The organism is Marinimicrobium sp. C2-29 (assembly GCF_038419845.1).
Taxonomy (GTDB): Bacteria; Pseudomonadota; Gammaproteobacteria; order Pseudomonadales; family Cellvibrionaceae; genus Marinimicrobium.
On record NZ_JBCAQT010000014.1, the window covers coordinates 40,413 to 59,399 of the forward strand.

At 60.2% G+C, this 18,987-nt stretch carries 15 protein-coding genes; 5 read left to right on the forward strand and 10 right to left on the reverse strand.

Annotation, left to right across the window (positions count from 1 at the left end):
* Window positions 1-563: 563 nt before the first annotated feature.
* From AAE484_RS13940 to AAE484_RS13960, 5 genes are all read right to left on the reverse strand, one after another.
* Window positions 564-1,898 (reverse strand): glycoside hydrolase 5 family protein, encoded by a 1,335-nt coding sequence (locus tag AAE484_RS13940; RefSeq protein WP_341939021.1) that lies wholly within the window; start codon window positions 1,896-1,898, stop codon window positions 564-566.
* 13 nt (window positions 1,899-1,911) lie between these two features.
* Window positions 1,912-3,072 (reverse strand): glycoside hydrolase family 5 protein, encoded by a 1,161-nt coding sequence (locus tag AAE484_RS13945; protein ID WP_341939022.1) that lies wholly within the window; start codon window positions 3,070-3,072, stop codon window positions 1,912-1,914.
* Between the two features lie 41 nt (window positions 3,073-3,113).
* Window positions 3,114-4,334 (reverse strand): AGE family epimerase/isomerase, encoded by a 1,221-nt coding sequence (locus AAE484_RS13950; RefSeq protein WP_341939023.1) that lies wholly within the window; start codon window positions 4,332-4,334, stop codon window positions 3,114-3,116.
* Window positions 4,334-5,515, reverse strand: coding sequence for a 4-O-beta-d-mannosyl-d-glucose phosphorylase Mgp130 (gene mgp130, locus AAE484_RS13955; protein ID WP_341939024.1), 1,182 nt, complete (start codon window positions 5,513-5,515; stop codon window positions 4,334-4,336). Before mgp130 ends, AAE484_RS13950 begins: the two co-directional genes overlap by 1 nt.
* Before the next feature lie 138 nt (window positions 5,516-5,653).
* Window positions 5,654-7,519 (reverse strand): sodium:solute symporter family protein, encoded by a 1,866-nt coding sequence (locus AAE484_RS13960; RefSeq protein WP_341939025.1) that lies wholly within the window; start codon window positions 7,517-7,519, stop codon window positions 5,654-5,656.
* A 301-nt stretch (window positions 7,520-7,820) separates the two neighbouring features.
* On the opposite strand from AAE484_RS13960, the gene AAE484_RS13965 reads away from it, so the two are divergent.
* Both AAE484_RS13965 and AAE484_RS13970 read left to right on the forward strand, forming a co-directional pair.
* On the forward strand, window positions 7,821-9,374 hold the full coding sequence (locus AAE484_RS13965) for an MFS transporter (protein WP_445928861.1): 1,554 nt from the start codon (window positions 7,821-7,823) through the stop codon (window positions 9,372-9,374).
* Between the two features lie 157 nt (window positions 9,375-9,531).
* Window positions 9,532-10,569 carry a LacI family DNA-binding transcriptional regulator gene (locus AAE484_RS13970; RefSeq protein ID WP_341939027.1) on the forward strand — a complete coding sequence of 346 codons (1,038 nt, stop codon included), beginning with the start codon at window positions 9,532-9,534 and terminating at the stop codon, window positions 10,567-10,569.
* Here AAE484_RS13970 and AAE484_RS13975 read toward each other — a convergent pair.
* From AAE484_RS13975 to yrfG, 4 genes are all read right to left on the reverse strand, one after another.
* A complete protein-coding gene (locus tag AAE484_RS13975) occupies window positions 10,545-11,693 on the reverse strand; it encodes an AGE family epimerase/isomerase (RefSeq protein WP_341939028.1) in 1,149 nt (382 codons plus the stop codon). The genes AAE484_RS13970 and AAE484_RS13975 overlap by 25 nt on opposite strands.
* Window positions 11,694-12,191: 498 nt before the next feature.
* Window positions 12,192-13,064, reverse strand: coding sequence for an Hsp33 family molecular chaperone HslO (gene hslO, locus AAE484_RS13980; protein ID WP_341939029.1), 873 nt, complete (start codon window positions 13,062-13,064; stop codon window positions 12,192-12,194).
* Window positions 13,065-13,213: 149 nt separating this feature from the next.
* Window positions 13,214-13,615 carry an RNA-binding S4 domain-containing protein gene (locus tag AAE484_RS13985; protein ID WP_341939113.1) on the reverse strand — a complete coding sequence of 134 codons (402 nt, stop codon included), beginning with the start codon at window positions 13,613-13,615 and terminating at the stop codon, window positions 13,214-13,216.
* Window positions 13,616-13,623: 8 nt separating this feature from the next.
* Entirely contained in the window at window positions 13,624-14,292 is a 669-nt protein-coding gene (yrfG, locus tag AAE484_RS13990) for a GMP/IMP nucleotidase (RefSeq protein WP_341939030.1), read from the reverse strand.
* Window positions 14,293-14,331: 39 nt separating this feature from the next.
* Here yrfG and nudE point away from each other — a divergent pair, with 39 nt between their 5' ends.
* Together nudE and AAE484_RS14000 are read left to right on the forward strand one after the other, a co-directional pair.
* Window positions 14,332-14,880, forward strand: coding sequence for an ADP compounds hydrolase NudE (gene nudE / locus AAE484_RS13995; protein WP_341939031.1), 549 nt, complete (start codon window positions 14,332-14,334; stop codon window positions 14,878-14,880).
* Window positions 14,881-15,043: 163 nt separating this feature from the next.
* On the forward strand, window positions 15,044-15,265 hold the full coding sequence (locus AAE484_RS14000; RefSeq protein WP_341939032.1) for a hypothetical protein: 222 nt from the start codon (window positions 15,044-15,046) through the stop codon (window positions 15,263-15,265).
* Window positions 15,266-15,273: 8 nt separating this feature from the next.
* On the opposite strand, the gene AAE484_RS14005 is transcribed toward AAE484_RS14000, so the two are convergent.
* Complete coding sequence (locus AAE484_RS14005) at window positions 15,274-17,229, reverse strand: endo-1,4-beta-xylanase (RefSeq protein WP_341939033.1); 1,956 nt, start codon at window positions 17,227-17,229, stop codon at window positions 15,274-15,276.
* A 182-nt stretch (window positions 17,230-17,411) separates the two neighbouring features.
* Between AAE484_RS14005 and AAE484_RS14010 the strand changes: the two genes are divergently transcribed.
* Window positions 17,412-18,986 carry an alpha/beta hydrolase gene (locus AAE484_RS14010; RefSeq protein WP_341939034.1) on the forward strand — a complete coding sequence of 525 codons (1,575 nt, stop codon included), beginning with the start codon at window positions 17,412-17,414 and terminating at the stop codon, window positions 18,984-18,986.
* Window position 18,987 lies beyond the last annotated feature (1 nt).

Below are 18,987 nucleotides of genomic sequence, written 5' to 3' on the forward strand. Positions count from 1 at the left end.
GTGGACTGTTTCAAGACACGTGGCGAGTACGTCCCTGTAACTCGTCAACACTAATCCCGCGGTTGACGGTCTTGGAACAGTCCACCTCTAATCGGTCCTCTGGGCCTTGTAAAAACCACAGTTGTAGCCGTAGGTCAGGTAAGCGGGAGCGCCACCTGACAGACGTGGCCCGTCTGGAAATATTGGTGGGGATAGGCCTCATTGTGTCAGGTGCGCTGTCGCTTACCAGACCTACGGGCTCGCTCGGTGGGATCTACGGAGCTCGGAGGACCGATCTGGGGTAGGACCTTCCCGGACCGTCACCAACAGGATGTTGGTGGAGAGGCCCCATGGATGGGTTTACGCCGTGTCCGGGAAGGTCCTACCCCTGAGCGGGCCGGACGCGAATCAATCACCAATAGTCTCTAGACGTTCTATTTAAGCCATATCCCAAACAAAATACCTATAGCCTCAGGTGACTGGTTCACGCTCAGCGCCTCTCGGACCGATCTCCCTCCGAGAGCCATTTGGCGGATGCGCTTACAGCTCCGAAACGTCGGACCGATCCGCCCTACGTCACTACCTTAGTGGTTTGATAGTTGGTGCATTTTTTCGGCGTGCTTGCGGATGATTTTCATGGTGGAGTCGTCGGCATCGAAGACCGAGTTCAGGCCCTGGTGTTCCTGGGGTGGATCGCCGGTGAAGTCGTCGCCCTGGGCCCACATGAAATCCTCCTGCCCTGCCCGTCCCAGACCGCCCCAGGTCCAGAAGTTGGTGCCGGCAATGGCATCACCTTCGGCCGCGCGCTCGTACACCAGGTCGAACACTTCGCGGTAAATGCGATCGCGATAGGTGGTGGGCGTGCCCGGTTCGAAGGCGCCCTCATCCCGCTCGGCGCCGAACTCGGACAGGACCGTGGGTTTGTTCATTTTGTTGGCGATGTCGATATGGCGATTCATATAGGCCTGCGCCTTTTCGATGGCGCTGTCGTAGGTCTCTTCCGGATTGTGAATATCGAACCAACTCCAGTTTTTCAGCCACATGTGAAAGGTCAGGTAATCCACGTAGGGGCTGGCGTGGGCAATGATGTACAGATCTTCATCGCGCAGCGTGCCCATGGCGCCTTCGTTACCGGTGCTGACCAGCTGATGCGGCGCCAGAGAGTCGATGTACCTGGCCGTTTCGTGCACCCACTGTTTGAAGTCCTGAAAGTAGGGGCGGCCGTGCTCGTCGCTGCCGGGGCGCGGCTCGTTGGCCAGCTGCCAGGACATGACTGTTGGGTCTTCATAATAATATTGTCCGGTCACAGAATTCCTGCGGGTAATGATTGTCTCGATGACGTCGCGGTAGAGCGCTTGCGCCTCTTCCATCCGATAAAAGCGGGCGGAATTTTCCATGAACGCGTTCCACTCACCGGTTTTGTCCGGGTCCAGCACTTCTTCACCGGTAAACCAGGCCACGTACTGTGACATGCCCCCTGACCACTGCCAGAAGTTGTTCAGGTAGAGCACCGCCTTCATATCGCGCTTGCCCATCGCCGCCAGCAGAAAATCCAGCCCTTCGAGCAGGTTATCGTTGTACTCACCCGGCTCCCGGATCAGTGCGGGTTGGACTGCCCGCATCAGCTCGCTGCTTTCCGAGGCAGCCAGTACTCTTAGGTTGGTGATGCCGCTGGCTTTGAGTGTATCCAGCTCCTTGAGCAGTCGCTCCCGGTCCCCTTCCGGACCGGGCGAACCGAGATAAGCGCCGTACCAGAAATTGGTGCCCACGAAGTAGTAGGGTTCGCCCTCCAGAACAAACCGGGTGCCGTCCACCCGGACAAAGTCATCGGCCTCCACGGAGGGCGCCTCAAGTTGAGCGCAAGCACTGATCCCGAACAGTAGCCCCAGAATCACTCCGGCTTTTTTATACAATGTCATGGGTAACCTCTTATTATTCGTTGCCCAGAAAACACTGACAGGTTTCACTGGTTGCACGGATGCCGTTTTCACTGTCAATCAATGTTTCACCCCAGGACGAGAGCGTATCGACGTTGAAGTTCTCGACAATATCCAGAGAGCTCAGATCGGTGCCATCCTCTCCGCCGTCGGTGTTGCCGGACCAGGACCAGCCCAGGTAGCCGAAACCATAGGCCTCGGCTCCCGCCAGTATGGCTTCCTCGGCCACCTCGTTCCCCGCGCCGTGGTCGGCGGCAAACTCGCCCACAATCAGCGGTACACTCTTGCTGCTGAAACTCTGAAAATAGTCGTCAACCTCGGCCGCGTCTCCGTAAACATCGTACATATGCACCGAGAAAACGACGTTGCGTTGGTCATCGGCATTGAAGATGGTGAGCGCACCGTCGCCATCGCGCATGACATTTTTCCAGTCCTGCCCCCAGTTGGGTGCATCGACCACCAACGTGTGGGTCAACCCACCCTCGCGCAGTGCTTCGATCGCTCCAGTGTGGAACGGGACCCACTCATCGGTTCTGTTATTGCCCAGCGGCTCGTTGGCGATATTGATCAGCACGTAGGCCTCTTCGCCGGTAATTGCCGCTGTTACATCTTCGCTCAACCAATAATCCACCGCTGTCTGGGGATTGGCGGCGCTGTCTTTTTCGCTCCAGCCGGTCGCATCGTGCACTTCCAGCATGGTCACCAGTTGGTGCTGTTTGGCCCAACCGATGATGTTCTCTACCTCGTCACCCGAGACGCGGTTCCACTGCTCGCCATTGGCCAGCACCACCCGAACCGTGTTGGCGCCGGTGCTCGCGATATCCGCAAACTGTTGCTCAGTGTTGTAGCTCGAGCGAAACCAGGCGTAGGGGTAATTGACCCCGCGCATGACAAAGGGCACGCCGGTATTGTCGTAGAGCGTGTCGCCCTGCACCTGAAAGCCCTCGGCCGGCTCAACGCGCGCGCTCGAAGAGGAGCGAGCCGCATCACTCGAAGCGCTGCCGGAGGAATTCGAAGCGCTCGAGGCACTGGTTTCACTCGAATGGGCAGCACTGCTGTTGGTGGCACCGCCGCTACTGCCGCACGCCGTCAGCAAAAACAGCGCGACCACAATGCCGGCCGGAGCTATCCTCCGGTTGATCAAACCCGTATTCATACATTCACCTTGTATCATTTTTATCGTATCAGCCCAGTTGGTTATTCCCCGGCCAGCATCCGTATCATTTCCATCATGGCGCGGCCATTGTGGTAAGGGCCCTTCCAGGGGCCCAACTTGTAACCCGGCGCTCGGCGTTGATCATCAAGGCGCGACAGCCACAACCACTCACCACTTTCACCCGCCAGTTGATACTGGTTGATGAACCTCCAGAGTCGTTCGGCGGCCCGTGCATATCCCGCCTCTCCCGAAAGAGTGTACGCCTTGTAAAAACCCACCATGGCCTCGGCCTGAACCCACCAGACCCGTTCGCCGTTCATTTCGCGGGATTCAAAATCAAACCCGTCGTGCATCTCGCCGTGTTCGCCCATCGCTTCGTGCAGACAGGCCTCGGCCATACCCAACACACTCGGGCGTAGCCGGGCAGTCATCGCCGGATCGGCCAGTGATTCGGTGGCCTTGGCCAGCAGCCAACTGCATTCGATATCGTGACCGAAAGTGTGCCCCGGGGAATGATCATTCCAGTCGCAGTCCATGAACATGCGCAGATGAAAGCTGTCTTTATTGATCAGATGGCGGTCAAAACACTCAATGGCATAGCGCAGCGCCTCCCTCACCTTAGGGGATCTGTCCACCTGGTACAGGGTGGTATAGGCCTCGAGCACGTGCAGGTGAGTGTTCATGGTCTTTGGGTAGTTGAGGTCCTTGTCGCTCAGACGGACATCGTCCATCGCTCCCCACTCCCGGGTAAAGGCTTCCAGATAACCGCCGGTATCCGGGCAGACCGTGTGCTCTTCCAGTAGCGCAAACATCGTTTGCGCTTCTTCCAACGCCGCATCGTTGCCAGTAAGCCGGTAATAGGACACCAGGGCATAGATGGCAAACGCCTGGGCATACACCTGTTTCTTGGTATCTTTCGGGTACCCCCGTGCATCGAGCATCCAGTAAACGCCGCCGTTCTCGGCATCGACAAAACGTTCGAACAGGGTGTGATACGCCCGGTCGGCGGCGGCGCGATAACGCGCATCGTCAATTTCCTGGGCCAGCTCGCTGAAGAACCAGAGGATGCGCGTATTCAGGACAACCCCCTTATCCGACTGGAGATTTGGTTTGTTGTCCAGCCCCACCTCGCCGTAGAAACCACCGTTGGTTTCATCCTGACTGTAGATCAGCCACCAATCGGCAATCCGCTCCAACTCCGAGGAAAATTCCTGCGCCCAGTCCGGTGGCCGCACACCGCTCGGTAACTCTTGCACTCCCATCAGCGCATTCCTTCCAGCACTTCAAGATTGGCCGCAATCAGCTCGTTGCGAGTGGCCACCGACCGATCGGAGCGCAGCCCATCTTCCGGCGTATGGAGCACATAATCCACCAGCCGACCCACACTGGAGGTGGCCACATGCATTCGGGTGTCGGAGGAGGCGTAGTAGATGAACACCTCGTTGTTTTCGTTCACGATCCAACCATTGGCAAAAATTACATTGGAGACATCTCCCACCCGCTCATCGCCCTGGGGCGCGATGAAGTGTCCGCCTGGACGATGGCTTACCACCCAGGGACGCTCGAGTTCGGTCATGAACAGGTAGAGCACATAGCGCAGCCCAGCGGCGGTGTTGCGCACACCGTGGGCCAGATGCAGCCAGCCGTGGTCGGTTCTGATGGGCGCCGGGCCCTGCCCGTTTTTCACCTCCTTGATGGTGTGATATTCCTTGCCATCGACGATCACCTCCTCTTTGATCTCGGCCCCGTCCATGGATTCCGACAGGCCCCAGCCAATGCCGCCGCCCTTGCCCACGCTGATGAAGCCATCCTGCGGACGGGTGTAGAGCGCGTATTTACCCTCGACGAATTCCGGGTGGAGCACCACGTTGCGCTGCTGTCCGGAATAGGTGATCAGGTCCGGCAGCCGCTCCCAGTTCACCAGATCTGTGGTGCGCGCAATGCCACACTGGGCCTCGGCGGCGGACAGATCATCCGGCTGACTCAGGTCCTTGCGCTCGGTACAGAAGAGCCCGTAAATGTAGCCATCTTCGTGCCGGGTGAGCCGCATGTCGTAGACGTTGGTATCCGGTCGATCGGTCTGTGGCAGGGTGATCGGATAATCCCAGAAACGGAAGTTGTCCACCCCGTTCGGGCTCTCGGCAATGGCAAAAAAGGATTTTCGATCATCCCCCTCCACCCGCACGGCCAGAATATACCGGCCATGCCAGTAGAGCGCACCGGCGTTGAAGGTGGCATTGACCCCCTGGCGTTCCATCAAATAGGGATTGGTCGATGGATTCAGGTCGTAGCGCCAGCTGACCGGCGCGTGAGCGGCGGTGAGAATGGGATGCTGCCAGCGCCGGTAGACACCGTTGCCGCTGGGGGCTGGAGCGTTTTTGCGGGTAAGCAAAGCCTCATGCTCTGCGAGCAGCACCTTGACCGAGTTATAAAAATCACTCATGGAAATGACAATCCTGATTCTTTTGATAGCTGATAATGTAATCGGTTACAGAAAAAAGTGCAACCGCCGAAGTCAGCGCCGGACCGCGCCGAAGCCCGGCCCACCCGCTCCCACCGTTCCCGCGGCGGAAGCCGCCCATCAGTTTTTGGAAACAATACTGGCTTCCGCTTCGGCGACCAGTTCCGCCGGCATATCATCCGGGTAGTCTTTGAGCTTGACCCACCAGTTGCGCCACAGAAACAGGCTGGTAGCCGCCACAACCAGCATCGAGATCACAAACTCCTGCCAATACTGGATCACCATGAAAATCGGTGAAGCGACCAACGCCGTCTGCCACACAATCCCCACCGCCACATTGGTTGCATCCCGACCAAACTCGGTATTGGCTTTCACCTCCGGGTACTCCTGCTGCACGGCGCGGCGCACCGGGCCCCAGAGGCCCCAGGGCCGGACTTTGACGTAAAAACGCTTGAGCACCTCAATATCGTCCGCCGGAGTAAACAGCGAGATCACGATGCAGGCGCCCGCACTGATCAACAGCATGAAGGGGAAGGCGTGCAGCGGCGACAGATCGCTAAAGATCAGCCCCAGAGCAATCACCAGGCCCGCCACCATGCCGCCGAAATAGCCATAGCCGTTGAACCTCCACCAGTACCATTTGAGCACATTGGAGGCAGCGTAGCCGCCAAACAGGGCACTGACAATCCACTGGATAATATCGTGCAGGGTGGGAATGAACAGGCCGATGCATACCCCCAGCACCACAAACAGGACCGAGACAATATAGCTGAGGTTTACATAGCGCTTGGGGTCCGCGTCCGCATTGATATAGCGCTTGTAGATATCGTTCACCACATAGGCCGGGGCAGCATTGGTGGTCGCGGCCAGGGTCGACATGAAGGCGGCGAGCAGGCCGGCGATCAGCAGCCCCAACAGGCCAGGCGGTACATAGTGGGCCATGGCCATGGGCAGGATCTGCTCAAAATCCACATCCGCCCCCATCGCGCGCAGGTCGTCCATGAAAAACGCCAGCGCCAGAATGGTCAGGCCGGTAATCAACATATAGCGCGGAAACAGCAATACCACGTTGACAAACCAGCTGACCTTGGCCGCCTCGGTGGGCGACTGGGCCGAGAGTATCCGCTGCATGTCATAGTTGGGCGCCGGGCCGGCCATGCTCACCAGAATGCCCTTGAGTAGCATCAGCATGAAGAAGATGCCGAACAGACTGTAGCCATCGGTGGCGATCTGGGTATTGGCGGCATCGAGCGTGCCCGACCAGTCCAGGTCCAGTTTCCAACTGATGCCGATGCTGCTCCAGCCATCGGGGACCACTGCCGCCAGTACCTCGGGGGAGACCTGCTGCATGGCGATGATGCCCACCCCCACACAGGCGACCGACATGATGAAAAACTGCAGCACCTCGGTGAACACCACACTGAACATCCCGCCCTTGACCACATACACGGTGGTCAGCGCGGTGATGATCAGCCCGTAAATCACTTCATTCCAGTAATCGTCCGGGTGCAACTCCCAGGGCAGAAACACCGTGGCGAACTTGCCAATACCGATAAAACCGTAGGCGAGAAAACTCATCACGCTCACCAGCGCGAAGATCACAACAATCAGATGCGACAGGCGCGACCCCAGGCCTTCGCCAAATCGGAAAGTGATCCACTCGGCCCCGGTCATCACCCCCGAGCGGCGCAGCCAGACCGACAGGAACACCATCATGAACACCTGGTTGAACACCGGCCAGAGCCAGGGGATATAGACGCTTGTCAGGCCATAGACGAACAGCAACGAGACCAGCCACATGGTCCCACTGATATCGAACATGCCCGAGGCGTTGGAGATACCCAGGGTCCAATAAGGAAGCTTGTTGCCACCGAGAAAATAGCTTCTGATGTCTCTGGAGGCCCTCTTGGACACCCAGAAGCCCAGCCCGAGCGTGGCCGCGACATAAATAAAGATGATGGCGATATCGATTGCTGCGAGCTGCATGAGCGCGATTCCGATTATTATGATGGCACTGCAGAAGTATGACAGCGCGGATGAAAACAAGGGCGGCCAAACCGACCGGAGGCCGAATTGTAATCGGTTACATATTGTCTCGCAAGGGTCCCACAAAGATAAAGTGACGAGGAGGTCTCATCGTGAGCGCCCCACGGCAAATTTCCTGTACTTTCGCAAAATCAGCAATTAGTCTATGCCGCTATAAATTCAATAAATTCGCAATGGAAGGTGTTACGTGTCGGCAACTACTGATAAAAAGCTCTCAATTCTCGAAAAAAGTGGCTACGCCATGGGCGATGCGGCCGCCAACCTGGTCTGGCGCGGCGCGCTGGCCTATCTCGCCGTTTTCTATACCGATACCCTGGGCATTTCGGCGGCGGCCGCCGCCGCGCTGCTTCTGGTGGTGCGGATCTCGGACGGCATGACCGATATCGTCATGGGCATGGTGGCCGACCGGACCCAGTCCCGGCACGGCAAGTTCCGCCCCTGGATCCTGTGGACCGCGCCGGCCCTGGCGCTGTTCATGGTGCTCGCCTTTACCGCGCCCAACATCAGCACCCCCATGAAGCTGGTCTGGGCCTACTTCACCTATATCGGCCTGACCCTCGCCTACACCATGAACAACGTGCCCTATTCGGCGCTGATGGGCGTGATGACCTCCAGCCACGAAGAGCGCAGCGTCCTGTCAGGCTACCGCTTTGCCGGCGCCTTCCTCGGTGGTGTGCTGGTCATGGGGTTCACGCCCGACCTGGTGGCCTATTTCGGTCAGGGCGATGACGCCAAGGGCTACCAGCAGACCATGTACGTCTTTGCCGCGCTGCTGGTGGTGCTGTGCCTGATCACCTTTTTCACCACCAGAGAGCGGGTACACTCGGTCGCCTCCCAGGCGCCGTTCAAACAGGAGCTGAAAGACCTGGCCTGGAACCTGCCGTTCATTGTCATACCGCTGCTGAGCATCTCGCTGTTCTTTTACTATCGTGGCCTCTACAGCGGCCTTTTCTGCGCGCTCGTCCTCGCCGTGACCTGGTACGCCATCCAGAAGCTGATCAAGCGCCCCGAGAGCGAGACCACCCCCTCCCAGCGCGACCTGATCGACCTGCTCACCAATATGCCCTGGCTGATGATCCTTGGACTGGGCTTTCTGACCATGATGTTCAATGGCATCAAATACGGGGTCATCGCCTATTACTTCAACCACTACATCGGCGAACCGGTGCTGACGGGCCGCTATTTCATCATTCTGCTCGTTGTCTCCATTGTGGCGGCGCTGGTGGCAGGCTACCTCACACGCCTCATCGGCAAGAAGGCCCTGTTCGCAATTTCGCTGATAGTGAGCGGCGCTCTGACCGGTCTGATTTTCTTCCTCCCTTCGGACGGGTTCTGGGTCTTTCAAATCGAATCACTGGCCATGTTCGAGCTCAACCTGGAGTTCCGGGTCTACTGGGTTTATCTTCTGGGGGGCGCTGCTGAATTTTTTGCCGCCTTCATGCCCGTACTGATCTTCAGCATGCTGGGCGATGCGGCGGACTATTCCGAGTGGAAACACAATCGCCGCGCCACCGGCCTGTTCTATTCGGCCGGCTCGTTCATCCAGAAAACCGGTGGCGGTTTTGCCGGCGCGCTGGTACTGATCGTGCTGGGCGCCTACGGCTATGTCGGCACCGACGAGAGCACCATTGCGCAGACCACCGATGGCATGGTGCTGTTGATGAGCTGGATTCCGGCCGCCTTTGCCTTTGTCTCTCTTCTGCTGCTGGTGGTTTACCCGCTGAACACTCAGCGCATGGGCGAAATCGAGGCCGACCTGCGGGCCCGTCGGGCCGCCGCCGGTGTCAAGAACTAGAGCGCCAGGGCCACGGATGGCCCGAATGCCGGAGCGCTTTTTGACAAAGGTATGGAGGTTTTGGTCCCGCACCGAGACGACTCTGTATTATTAGCGGTGCCCTATAGTAAACTCGGCCCCATTGTCCTTTGACACATACCTGAAAAGAGCACTTTCAATGTCGAGTATCAGAGAGGTCGCCCGCGAAGCGGGGGTTTCCGTCGCCACAGTCTCCCGGGCCCTGAGCAACCCGGAAAAGGTCTCTGAAACGAGCATCAGCAAGGTACAGAAAGCGATCGAGAAGGTGGGCTACCGGCCCAATATGCTCGCCCGCAATTTCCGCTCGGCCCGCTCCTACGCAATTGTGGTGCTCGTGCCCGACATCGCCAACCCCTTCTACTCACTGGTGATCCGGGCCATCGAGGACCGGGCCCAGCAGAAGGGTTACGCCGTGCTGCTGGGGGATACCCGGGGCACCCCGGAGCGGGAACTGGAGTACATCCGCCGCGTGGAAACCCGGCTGGCCGACGGTCTGTTGCAGCTGCGCCCCCACTCGGAGAAAGCGCACAACGTCATTCCTCCCGACCTGGCCAGCGTCAACGCCTGTGGCTGTGAGTACACCGAGGGCCCCTCCATCCGGATCGACAACCGGGGCGCGGCGAAAACCATGGCCGACTACCTGATTTCCCTGGGCCACCGGCGCATCGGCGTGATCTCGGGCCTGAAAGACAACCCACACGCCATCGACAGGATGAAGGGCTTCAAGGAAAGTCTGGCCGAGGCGGGCATTCCGTTTGAGCCGGGGCTGGTGGCCGAGGGCGATTTCACCATGTGGTCGGGCCTGAACAGCGCCTTTCAGTTCTGCCACATGAAAGAGCGCCCCACCGCCATTTTCTGCATGAACGATGAAATGGCCATCGGTGCGATCCAGACGCTGAAATCCCAGGGGATCCGGGTGCCGGAAGATGTCTCGGTCACCGGCTTTGACGATATCGCCTACTCCAAGTACTGCGACCCCAGCCTGACCACCATGTCCCAGCCGGCCGAGGAGATGGGCAAGATGGCCACGGACATGTTGCTGCGCATTATCGAGGGGGAAACCCTGAGCCAGACCGAATGCGTGCTGCCGACCGAATTCATAATCCGCAAAAGCACGGCACCGGTGAACGAATCGGCCAAAGCCAAAGGATCTCAGCCGGGCGACGCCCCGGCGTAATCCGCTACCTCGGCGGTCAGCACCACCAGATGGTAGAGGGTGCTGGCGGGCGCCTTGTCCACCACCACTTCATCCCGCTCGCCCCGCTGATCGACGTAAGCGCCGGGCGTGGGCGCGCAGAGGTAATAGCGGAACAGATCATCAATGGCCTTCACCGCCCGGGGTTCCGCCTCGGGATCACCGGCACGGGCCCGCACCAGACTCGCCTTGATCAGCTCGGTCAGCCCCCAACAGCGTTTGGTGCGTTTGAGGACGACACCCTCCAGGGTCACCTCATCCCACAACAATCCCGAGCTCACCTGCCCAAGCTCAAGCCCCCGCCGATAGAGCGCCTCGGTGTAGCGATCCACCGGGTGGCCGCTCAGGCGGTGGTACCAGTCCAGCAGCCAGACCCACTCCATCATATGACCCGGCTCCAGCGGAGCCTGTTCGGGGGCGTGCTTCAGGGTCCAGTCGTCATTGAAAAACTCGAACAATACCTCCCGCTCCCGGTCGTAAAATCGAGTCTGGAAGAGAGCAAAGAGCTCGCCCGCCCGCGCGAGCCAGCGGGCCTCGCCGCTGGCCTCATGGAGCGCCATCATGGCCTCGAACAGGTGCATATGGGGGTTCTGGCGACGCTGCGAATGCGGGTAGTCCCCCTCAACCCAGCCGCCACAGTCGGAGCCAAACCGACGATCCAGGTGAGCCACCAGATCGGCCGCCCCCTGCAGATAGGCGGCATCACCAAAGGCGCGGTAACACCAGGCATAGGCCAGCAGGGAGAAGGCGTGGTCGTACAGATCCTGTTTGGTGTCGATCACCGCAAAATCCGGGCTTAGCAGGTGGGTAAAACCGCCACCGGCGGAGGGGTGGGCCGCCCGCGTTTCGATAAATCGCATCAGCTGACGCGCCTCGGGCTCGGCCTCACACCAGCCCCGGGCGGTGGAGAAAGCGAATGCAAACGCCTGACGGGCCTGCACCCGGACACGAATGTTGGCCGCGGCGTCGATCTGGCCATCGGCCTGAAGCTGCTCGATATGACCGCCCTGGGATGGGTCCAGCCCCAGCCGCTGCCAGAGCGGCAGCGCCTCCTTGGCAATCCAGTGTTCGAGGCGCTCGGCGGCGTTTTTGATGGTCTCCGTCATGGCGTTGATTCCAGTATTGTCTTCCAGATTCGTCGGTCTTGCGGGTCCGCTCGGGGCTCCCGGGAGCGACAGTTTACCCTCAGCGGTCCCGAAGCCCAATGCCGTTCGCTGGACACAATACAGTTCGCTGCAGAACATCACCCTCCGGTGGAGGTCGAAGCGGAGCTTGCCCCACAGTTTGTAACCGGTTTTACAGAGTGTTGTTATTTCTAAAGCTAGGGTACTGGGAGGCGGGAGGCAAAGCGGATAAAAAACCGGGCTGAGCGTCGCCGCCCAGCCCGAAGACATGGAGAGAACAAAAGATACAACCAAAACAACGTCTACCAAGACACACAGCTATGCCTCGCAGAGATCCGCACCAGAGAGGGGTGCGGCCTGCCGCTCAATGTCCGTTAAGGGGCGGACATTGAGCAACAGCCCTGACATTGCTTATGGTACTTTTGATCATAAGACCGATCTGCCATATTGTCAAGGTGACAATAAAACTTTTTCAAAGTCCTAGTGAATCGTCTGGTCGCCCAGAAGATCTTCCACGTCGGCCGCATCAAAATGGTAATGCTGATTGCAGAACTGACAATCGATGTCGATGCCGCCCTGCTCGGCCAGCAACTCAACCACCTCTTCCCGCCCCAGTGAGAGCAGGGCATTGGCGCTGCGCTCGCGCGAACAGCTGCAGGCAAACTGCAGCTTCACGGGCTCGTACAGGCGCAGGGGGTATTCGTTGAACAGGCGGTACAGCAGCGTCTCGTGGTCCAGCTCAATCAGCTCATCGGAGGTCACAGTACCGGCGAGCGTCCCCAGAGTCTCCCAGTGGTCGCGGTTTTCATCTTCGTCCGCGTGCAGCTGGCGCGGCAGCGCCTGCAGCATCATGCCGGTGCAGGCGCGCTCACCGGGAGCGAACCAGAGGCGGGTTTTGAGCTGCTCGGACTGATAGAAGTAGTGCTCCAGGCACTGGGCCAGGCTGTCACTGTCCATGGGCACCACCCCCTGGTAGCGCTCGCCCTGCTCGGGCTCGATGGTGATTGCCATGATGCCCTTGCCCAGCAATTCGCCCAACCCCTGCCCCTGGGGACGATCGTTGGCGTCCTGCAGGCGCACAATGCCGCGCAGGTTCCGGTGGTGGCTGCACTCGGCCATGATCATGCTGACCGGGCCCTCGCCCTTGGCCTGCAGGCTGATCAGACCGTTGAACTTCAGGGTGCTGGACAGCAGTGACGCCGCAGCGAGAAACTCACCGAGCAGCTCGCGCACGCCCTGAGGATAGGGGTTGTTGTTCATCACCTCCAGATAGCTGTCGCTCAGGGTCACAATTTCGCCCCGGACGTCGCACTGATCAAACAGAAAGCGGTGTAATAGATCGTTGTCGAACATGGTTTCTCGCTGGAATAAGTTCAGTGGGTGATGGGTTTTTTTTGGTGGGCGGAGCCCACCCTACACAAAATGAGGGTGCGGAGCCCACCCTACGTAATGCCACGGTGGCGCAGCCCGGCCCGGGTAATGCCGAAAGGGCGGTGTCCGGCCTACGGCTCTTCGTCCATGTTCATTTTACGCTGGAAGCGGTGAATCTGCCGACGCTCTTTCTTGTTGGGCTTGTGATCGCTGATCAACTGTCCCGCCAGACCGCCGGCCTTGCGCTGGGCGGCGCGTTCCTCGCGCCTGGCCAGGCTTTCGGGCGTCTCTTCGTACAGCAGCGCGGCCTCGGGGGCGCCCCGGCGCTGATCGGACAGGGCGATCACCTCCACCGTTTTGTCGTCAAAGCCCTGGCGAATGGTCAGCACCAGCCCCGTGGTGATGTCTTTGCTGGGCTTCACCCGCTGCCCGTCGCAATGGACCTTGCCGCCTTCCACGGCCTTTTTGGCCAGACTGCGGGTTTTGAAAAAGCGCGCGGCCCAGAGCCACTTGTCGATGCGGACTTTGCTCAGGGTGTTGCTCATAACAGTTCGGACAGCTGCGGCGGCGTTATTTCGTCAAAATGATGGATGGCCGGGTAATTCTCCACCAGCCGCTCGATCTGACTGTCCGGCTGATGAATGCACAGCAGATGGCGGATGCCGTACTGGCGCGCGGACTCGAGTACCCGCGGGGTATCGTCCACAAACAGGGTGCGTTCCGGGTCGAAAGCCTCGCGCTCCTGCAGGCGGTGCCAGAAGGCCTGGGCCTCCTTGGGCTCGCGCAGCTCGTGCGAGGAGACGATCCCGTCCAGCCAGCGATCGATGGCGGTCTCTTCCAGTTTGAGACTGATGCTCTGCGGATGCGCATTGGTCACCAGCAGACGCCGCTTGCCGTGCTCCTGCAGGCGGGTCAGAAAGGTTTCCACGTGCGGGCGGATCCGGATCTTGTGCCGGATCTCCTCTTTCAGGCCCCGGATATCCACCGACAGTGAGCGCGACCAGTGATCCAGGCAGTACCATTCCAGCGTGCCCTGACGCGCTTCGATCTGCGCCATGAGCGTCTTCGTCGCGGCGGCCTGATCCAGGTTGTGGATTTCGGCGTAGCGCTTGGGGAGGTGGTCGAGCCAAAAATAGGTGTCGAAATGGAGGTCCAACAAGGTACCATCCATATCGAGCAGTACGGTATCGATTTCTTGCCAATTGATCATGCGCCGTGCACAGCCTTACATCGGGAGAACAGAGACAGTATGCCCAGAAAACCGGAGATATTAAAGCGTCACACGGTCGCGCGCAGCCGACTGTTCCGCGCCGACGAGCTGCATCTGCGCTTCAGCAATGGCGAGGAGCGGATCTACGAAAAGCTGTGCGGCGGCGGACCCGGCGCGGTATTGATCGTTCCGGTGCTGGATGACAACCGGGTGGTGATGATCCGCGAATACGCCGCCGGCATCCACGACTACCACCTGGCGCTGCCCAAGGGCGCCGTGGACAAGGGCGAAACCCCGCTGGAAGCGGCCAACCGGGAGCTGAAGGAAGAAGCCGGCTATGGCGCCCGGGACCTGCGCCTGCTCAAGCGCCTGACCCTGTCCCCCGCCTATATGGAGCAGGGTATCAACGTAGTGCTGGCGCGTGATCTCTACCCGGAACAACTGGTTGGCGACGAACCCGAACCCATTGAGGTGGTTACCGTTGATTTTGACGACCTGCTCGCCCTCTCCATGCGGGAAGAGGTGAGCGAAGGCCGCACCGTGGCCGCCCTGTTCCTGGCCAAGGCCTGGCTGGCGCAGAACGGTTAGGGGGTTCAGAGGCGCTCGACGCAGCCCCCAGGCCGCGCCCGGCGTGCTTATACACATAGCGGCCAAGGTTGGGCAAAACCGGGAACAAAACGGTCTATCAGGGCACAGTTTTATCGCCGCCACTGAGCTATGCTGTTTGAGAAACAACACAAGGAGTCCAGACATGCATACTACTGTGCACAGACAACAGCACGCTTTCAGCGCCAACCTCAGAGGCACCGAGCAACTGCGAGAGAAGCTCGTGGGCGAAATCACCCGTTTCGAACGGCAACTGGACGCCCTCAAGGGCAGCGACGAGCCGGTCGACTTCAGTATGCTGCAGACCTACAAGGAGTTGATCCACTCACGCCGCGAAATGCTGCAGCAGTTACCCCCCTCGTTCTAGAACGACTCTTATTCCGACAGTTCCACGCTGATGGTTTCGGAGCCCTCGGGCACAAGCTCAAACGCCTGAACGGTCTCCTCGCCATCCAGCGTCACCGTGACTTCATAGGAGCCGTAAAACCCGCGCCCACTGAACCGACCCTCGGCATCGGTGGTGCCGCTGAACTCACTCCACCATTCGTCGTAAATGGTGTCTCTCCAGGCCCGGGCGTTGGGCTTTTCCCGCCAGTCTTCGGTGTACATGGCCGCATCCGGATTCCAGTGGGCGCCGGCCCAGAAGCCCCACTTCTGCACCCCCACCGTGGCCGGATGGCTGAACACGATAGTGAGAAAGTCCCGGGTGTAGTCCGCCTGCAGAGCCTCGTCGGTGGTGTTGACATCAAATTCGGTGACGCGGATATCCAGCGCCTCGAACTCGCTGTGAAACCGCTCCAGAATATCGTAGACCCGGGCAATGGCCGTGGGTGAACTGCCAAAGTGCCCCTGCATGCCGATACCATTGAGCGGCGCATTGTTTTCCAGCAGGTAACGGATGGTCTGCTCGTAGTGGTCCTGATGCGCCGTGTCGCGCCCGCCACCGGAGAGAATCGAATAGTCGTTGATGTACAACCGGTGCTCGTCCAGGTTCATGCGCGCCCGCTCGAACCAGTCCACCATCACCTCATCACCAAAGGCGTCCATCAGGTAGTGGTTGTCATAGGGCTCGTTGAGCACATCCCACTCGTCGAGCACATGCATGGTGGCGGTGGCGATATCATCGATATGATCGAGCACTTCCTGCTCGGCCTGCGGATCGGCATTCCCGGGCTCACCCTCCGGCAAATACGGCTGCATGAACTCGGGCAGATTGCGTTTCGAGGGCCAGACCATGACATGACCGCGGGTGTAGAGGCCGTGGTCCTTGAGCCACTGCAGGCCCGCGATGGTATCGGTCTGGTTGAAATTCTCGCCCCATTCCCCGATCCAGGGAGCCCACTTGAGGTCGTTCTCCGGGCCGCTCTGATTGAAAAGCTCCAACACGGTCTCGCGGTAGCGCTCACTGTCGGGACTGTCACCCGTGAGCAGATTTCCCACCGTCACGGATCCGAAGTGGTAGGCATGGTCGGTCATGGCCACGCTGAGCTCGGCGCCGGCCACCGGCTCACCCTGACCATCCACCACCTGCAAGGTAAAATCCCCCTTGCGGTGCTGCTCTATACGCTCGGCGGCTGCCTCGCGCCAGTCGGCATTGGCCTCCCGCCCCACATAGCTGAGCTCGGTTCTGGGCAGATCCTCCAGGGCCACAGAGGTGCCGTAGTTCCAGACCTCCACGCCGCCGACGTCGAATACCTGCGCCCGATCGCCGGCCCCGAAGCCGACTTTCACCATCAGCTCGCCGGCCGACTCACTCCCCGACATCTGCACCGGAATATAGTATTCCTCCCAGTCCCCGGTACTGGAGAGTGCCCGCTCGGCGTACTTGGTGTAATCGGGCGCCGGCCCCTCGATGAAGAAGGTCGCAAAACCGGCGCCGGTCTCTTCGGTGTTTTCCACCGAGCGGAAATACAGACGGACCAACAGGACATCACCGGAGGCCACATCGACGTTCACCGGATACTGCACCTGGCCATTCCAGAAGGCGCCGGAGGGGTTGGTGACATTGACCCGCACCGCCTGGTCGAAGCGCTCGTGATCAGCCTCGACCGTGTCCGCCGAGCCCACCGGGCCGTCATTGTCACCGGCGTAGAGGTTGAAGTCCGTCGCCGGGCGGGGCGTAATCACCGAAACACCGCCGGGAGGCACTTCGGAATCCGGGTCGGGCTCCGGTTCAGGTTCAGGTTCCGGCTCGGGCTCGGGCTCGGGCTCGGGCGTAGTATCGGGCGGCGTACCGCCACCACTACTGCCACTGCAGGCGGCAAGCCCGGTGGCCCCCACCAACAGGATGGTGAACATCAGTACTGACCGGATCAGGCGGTGCAGGGTCATGGGGAGCTCCTCGGGAGTCGTTATTGTCTTATGGACCACACCGGATCAGCGTAGCGCCCTCTGAGTGCAATTGCCAGCGCCAAACACCGCATGCACGGCGATCGTCGCCGATAGTGGTGTATAGTACGGGCCGACTTCGTAGCGCCGACAGCAAAGACAACATTTAGGGAAGAGGAGGCCGTATGCGGCTGACCATCAAAGCGATAACAATAATGTGCGCCTTTGCCGGCGCGCCCTTCGCCTTCTCCGCCCAGAGTGGAGAGGGTGAGGCGCATAGAGAAGACACCGACCCGCTGATCGACATGGATCAGCCCGTGGTGGCCACCGTCGGAGAGGTGGAGTTTCGCGAGTGCCTCCTCGAGGCTGAAGGCCGGGACCGTACCCTGCAGTGCGCCTGGTTTGAAGTGCCCGAGGACTACTCATTACCCGAGTCATCATCCGGGTCAGCGTCCGGGGACGCCAACACCATCAAACTGTTTATCGCCCGCCGACCGGCGCGCAAGCCCAAGGCCCCGCTCGAGCCCATGCTGTTTCTAGCCGGCGGTCCCGGGCAAAGCGCCAGCGAAAGCTATCTGCATATGGATCGGGTTTTCTCCGATCTGGCCAAGGAGCGCGATTTCTACCTGATCGACCAGCGCGGTACCGGCCACTCCAACTTCCTCGGCTGCGGCGATGCCGTGGACAGCGATGCGCTCCTGCTCAGCGAACAATCACCCGAACAGACCCGCGCCATGGCCACCGCCTGTCTGGAGCAGTTGCCCGGTGACCCGCGCTTTTACACCACCAGCGTCGCCATCCGCGATTTTGAGCGCATTCGCAAAGCGCTGGGGAAAAAACACTGGAATCTTTTTGGCGCCTCCTACGGCACACGCGTCGCCCTGCACTATATGCGGCGTCACCCGGAAGCGGTGCGCACCGCCACCCTGGACTCAGTGGTGCCACCCAGTCTCGCACTGGGCCCGGACATCGCCTTTCTCAGCCAGCGGGTACTGAACGACATGTACCAGCGCTGCGAGGAGGACAGCGAATGCCGGACACGTTTCCCCCAGCTTCGCCGCGACGTCGAGGCGCTGTTCGCGCGACTGGAGGAAGGCCCCATCGAGGTGGAGGCCGAAAGCTTCCGCACCGGACAGCAAAAAACGCTCACCTTCACCCGCACCCACCTGGAAGCGCTGGTGCGCATGTACCTGTACAACACCCGCTCGCTGGCGCTGCTGCCGCCCATGCTGCATGAAGCCGCCGCCAACGGGAACTTTGCGCCCATCGCCCGGGCGGCCACCGCCTCCGCCGAAGCCATGGAAGACATGCTCGCCCCCGGCATGCACAACGCCGTACTCTGCACCGAAGATGCGCCCTTCTACGACAAGGATTCCGCCCGGGAGGAGCGCAACCGGGACACCTACATGGGCACCGAGTTTCTGGCGAACATACGCCACATCTGTGAGCTCTGGCCGCGCGGCGTGATGGATGAGGACTTCAAGGAACCGCTCAACTCCGACGTCCCCACCCTGCTGCTCTCGGGCGAACGCGACCCCATCACGCCCCCCGAGTACGCCGAGCAGGTGGCCGAATCGCTCAGCCGGGGCCGGCACCTGGAGCTTGAGGGCCAGGGCCACTTTGTCAGTGTCGAGGGCTGCGCGCCGCAGCTGATTGAAACTTTCGTCAGCACCGCCAGCCCCGAAGGGCTGCCAACCGCCTGTCTGGATCGGCTCGATGCGGCGCCCCTGTTCATCAACTTCAACGGTCCCACGCCCTGAC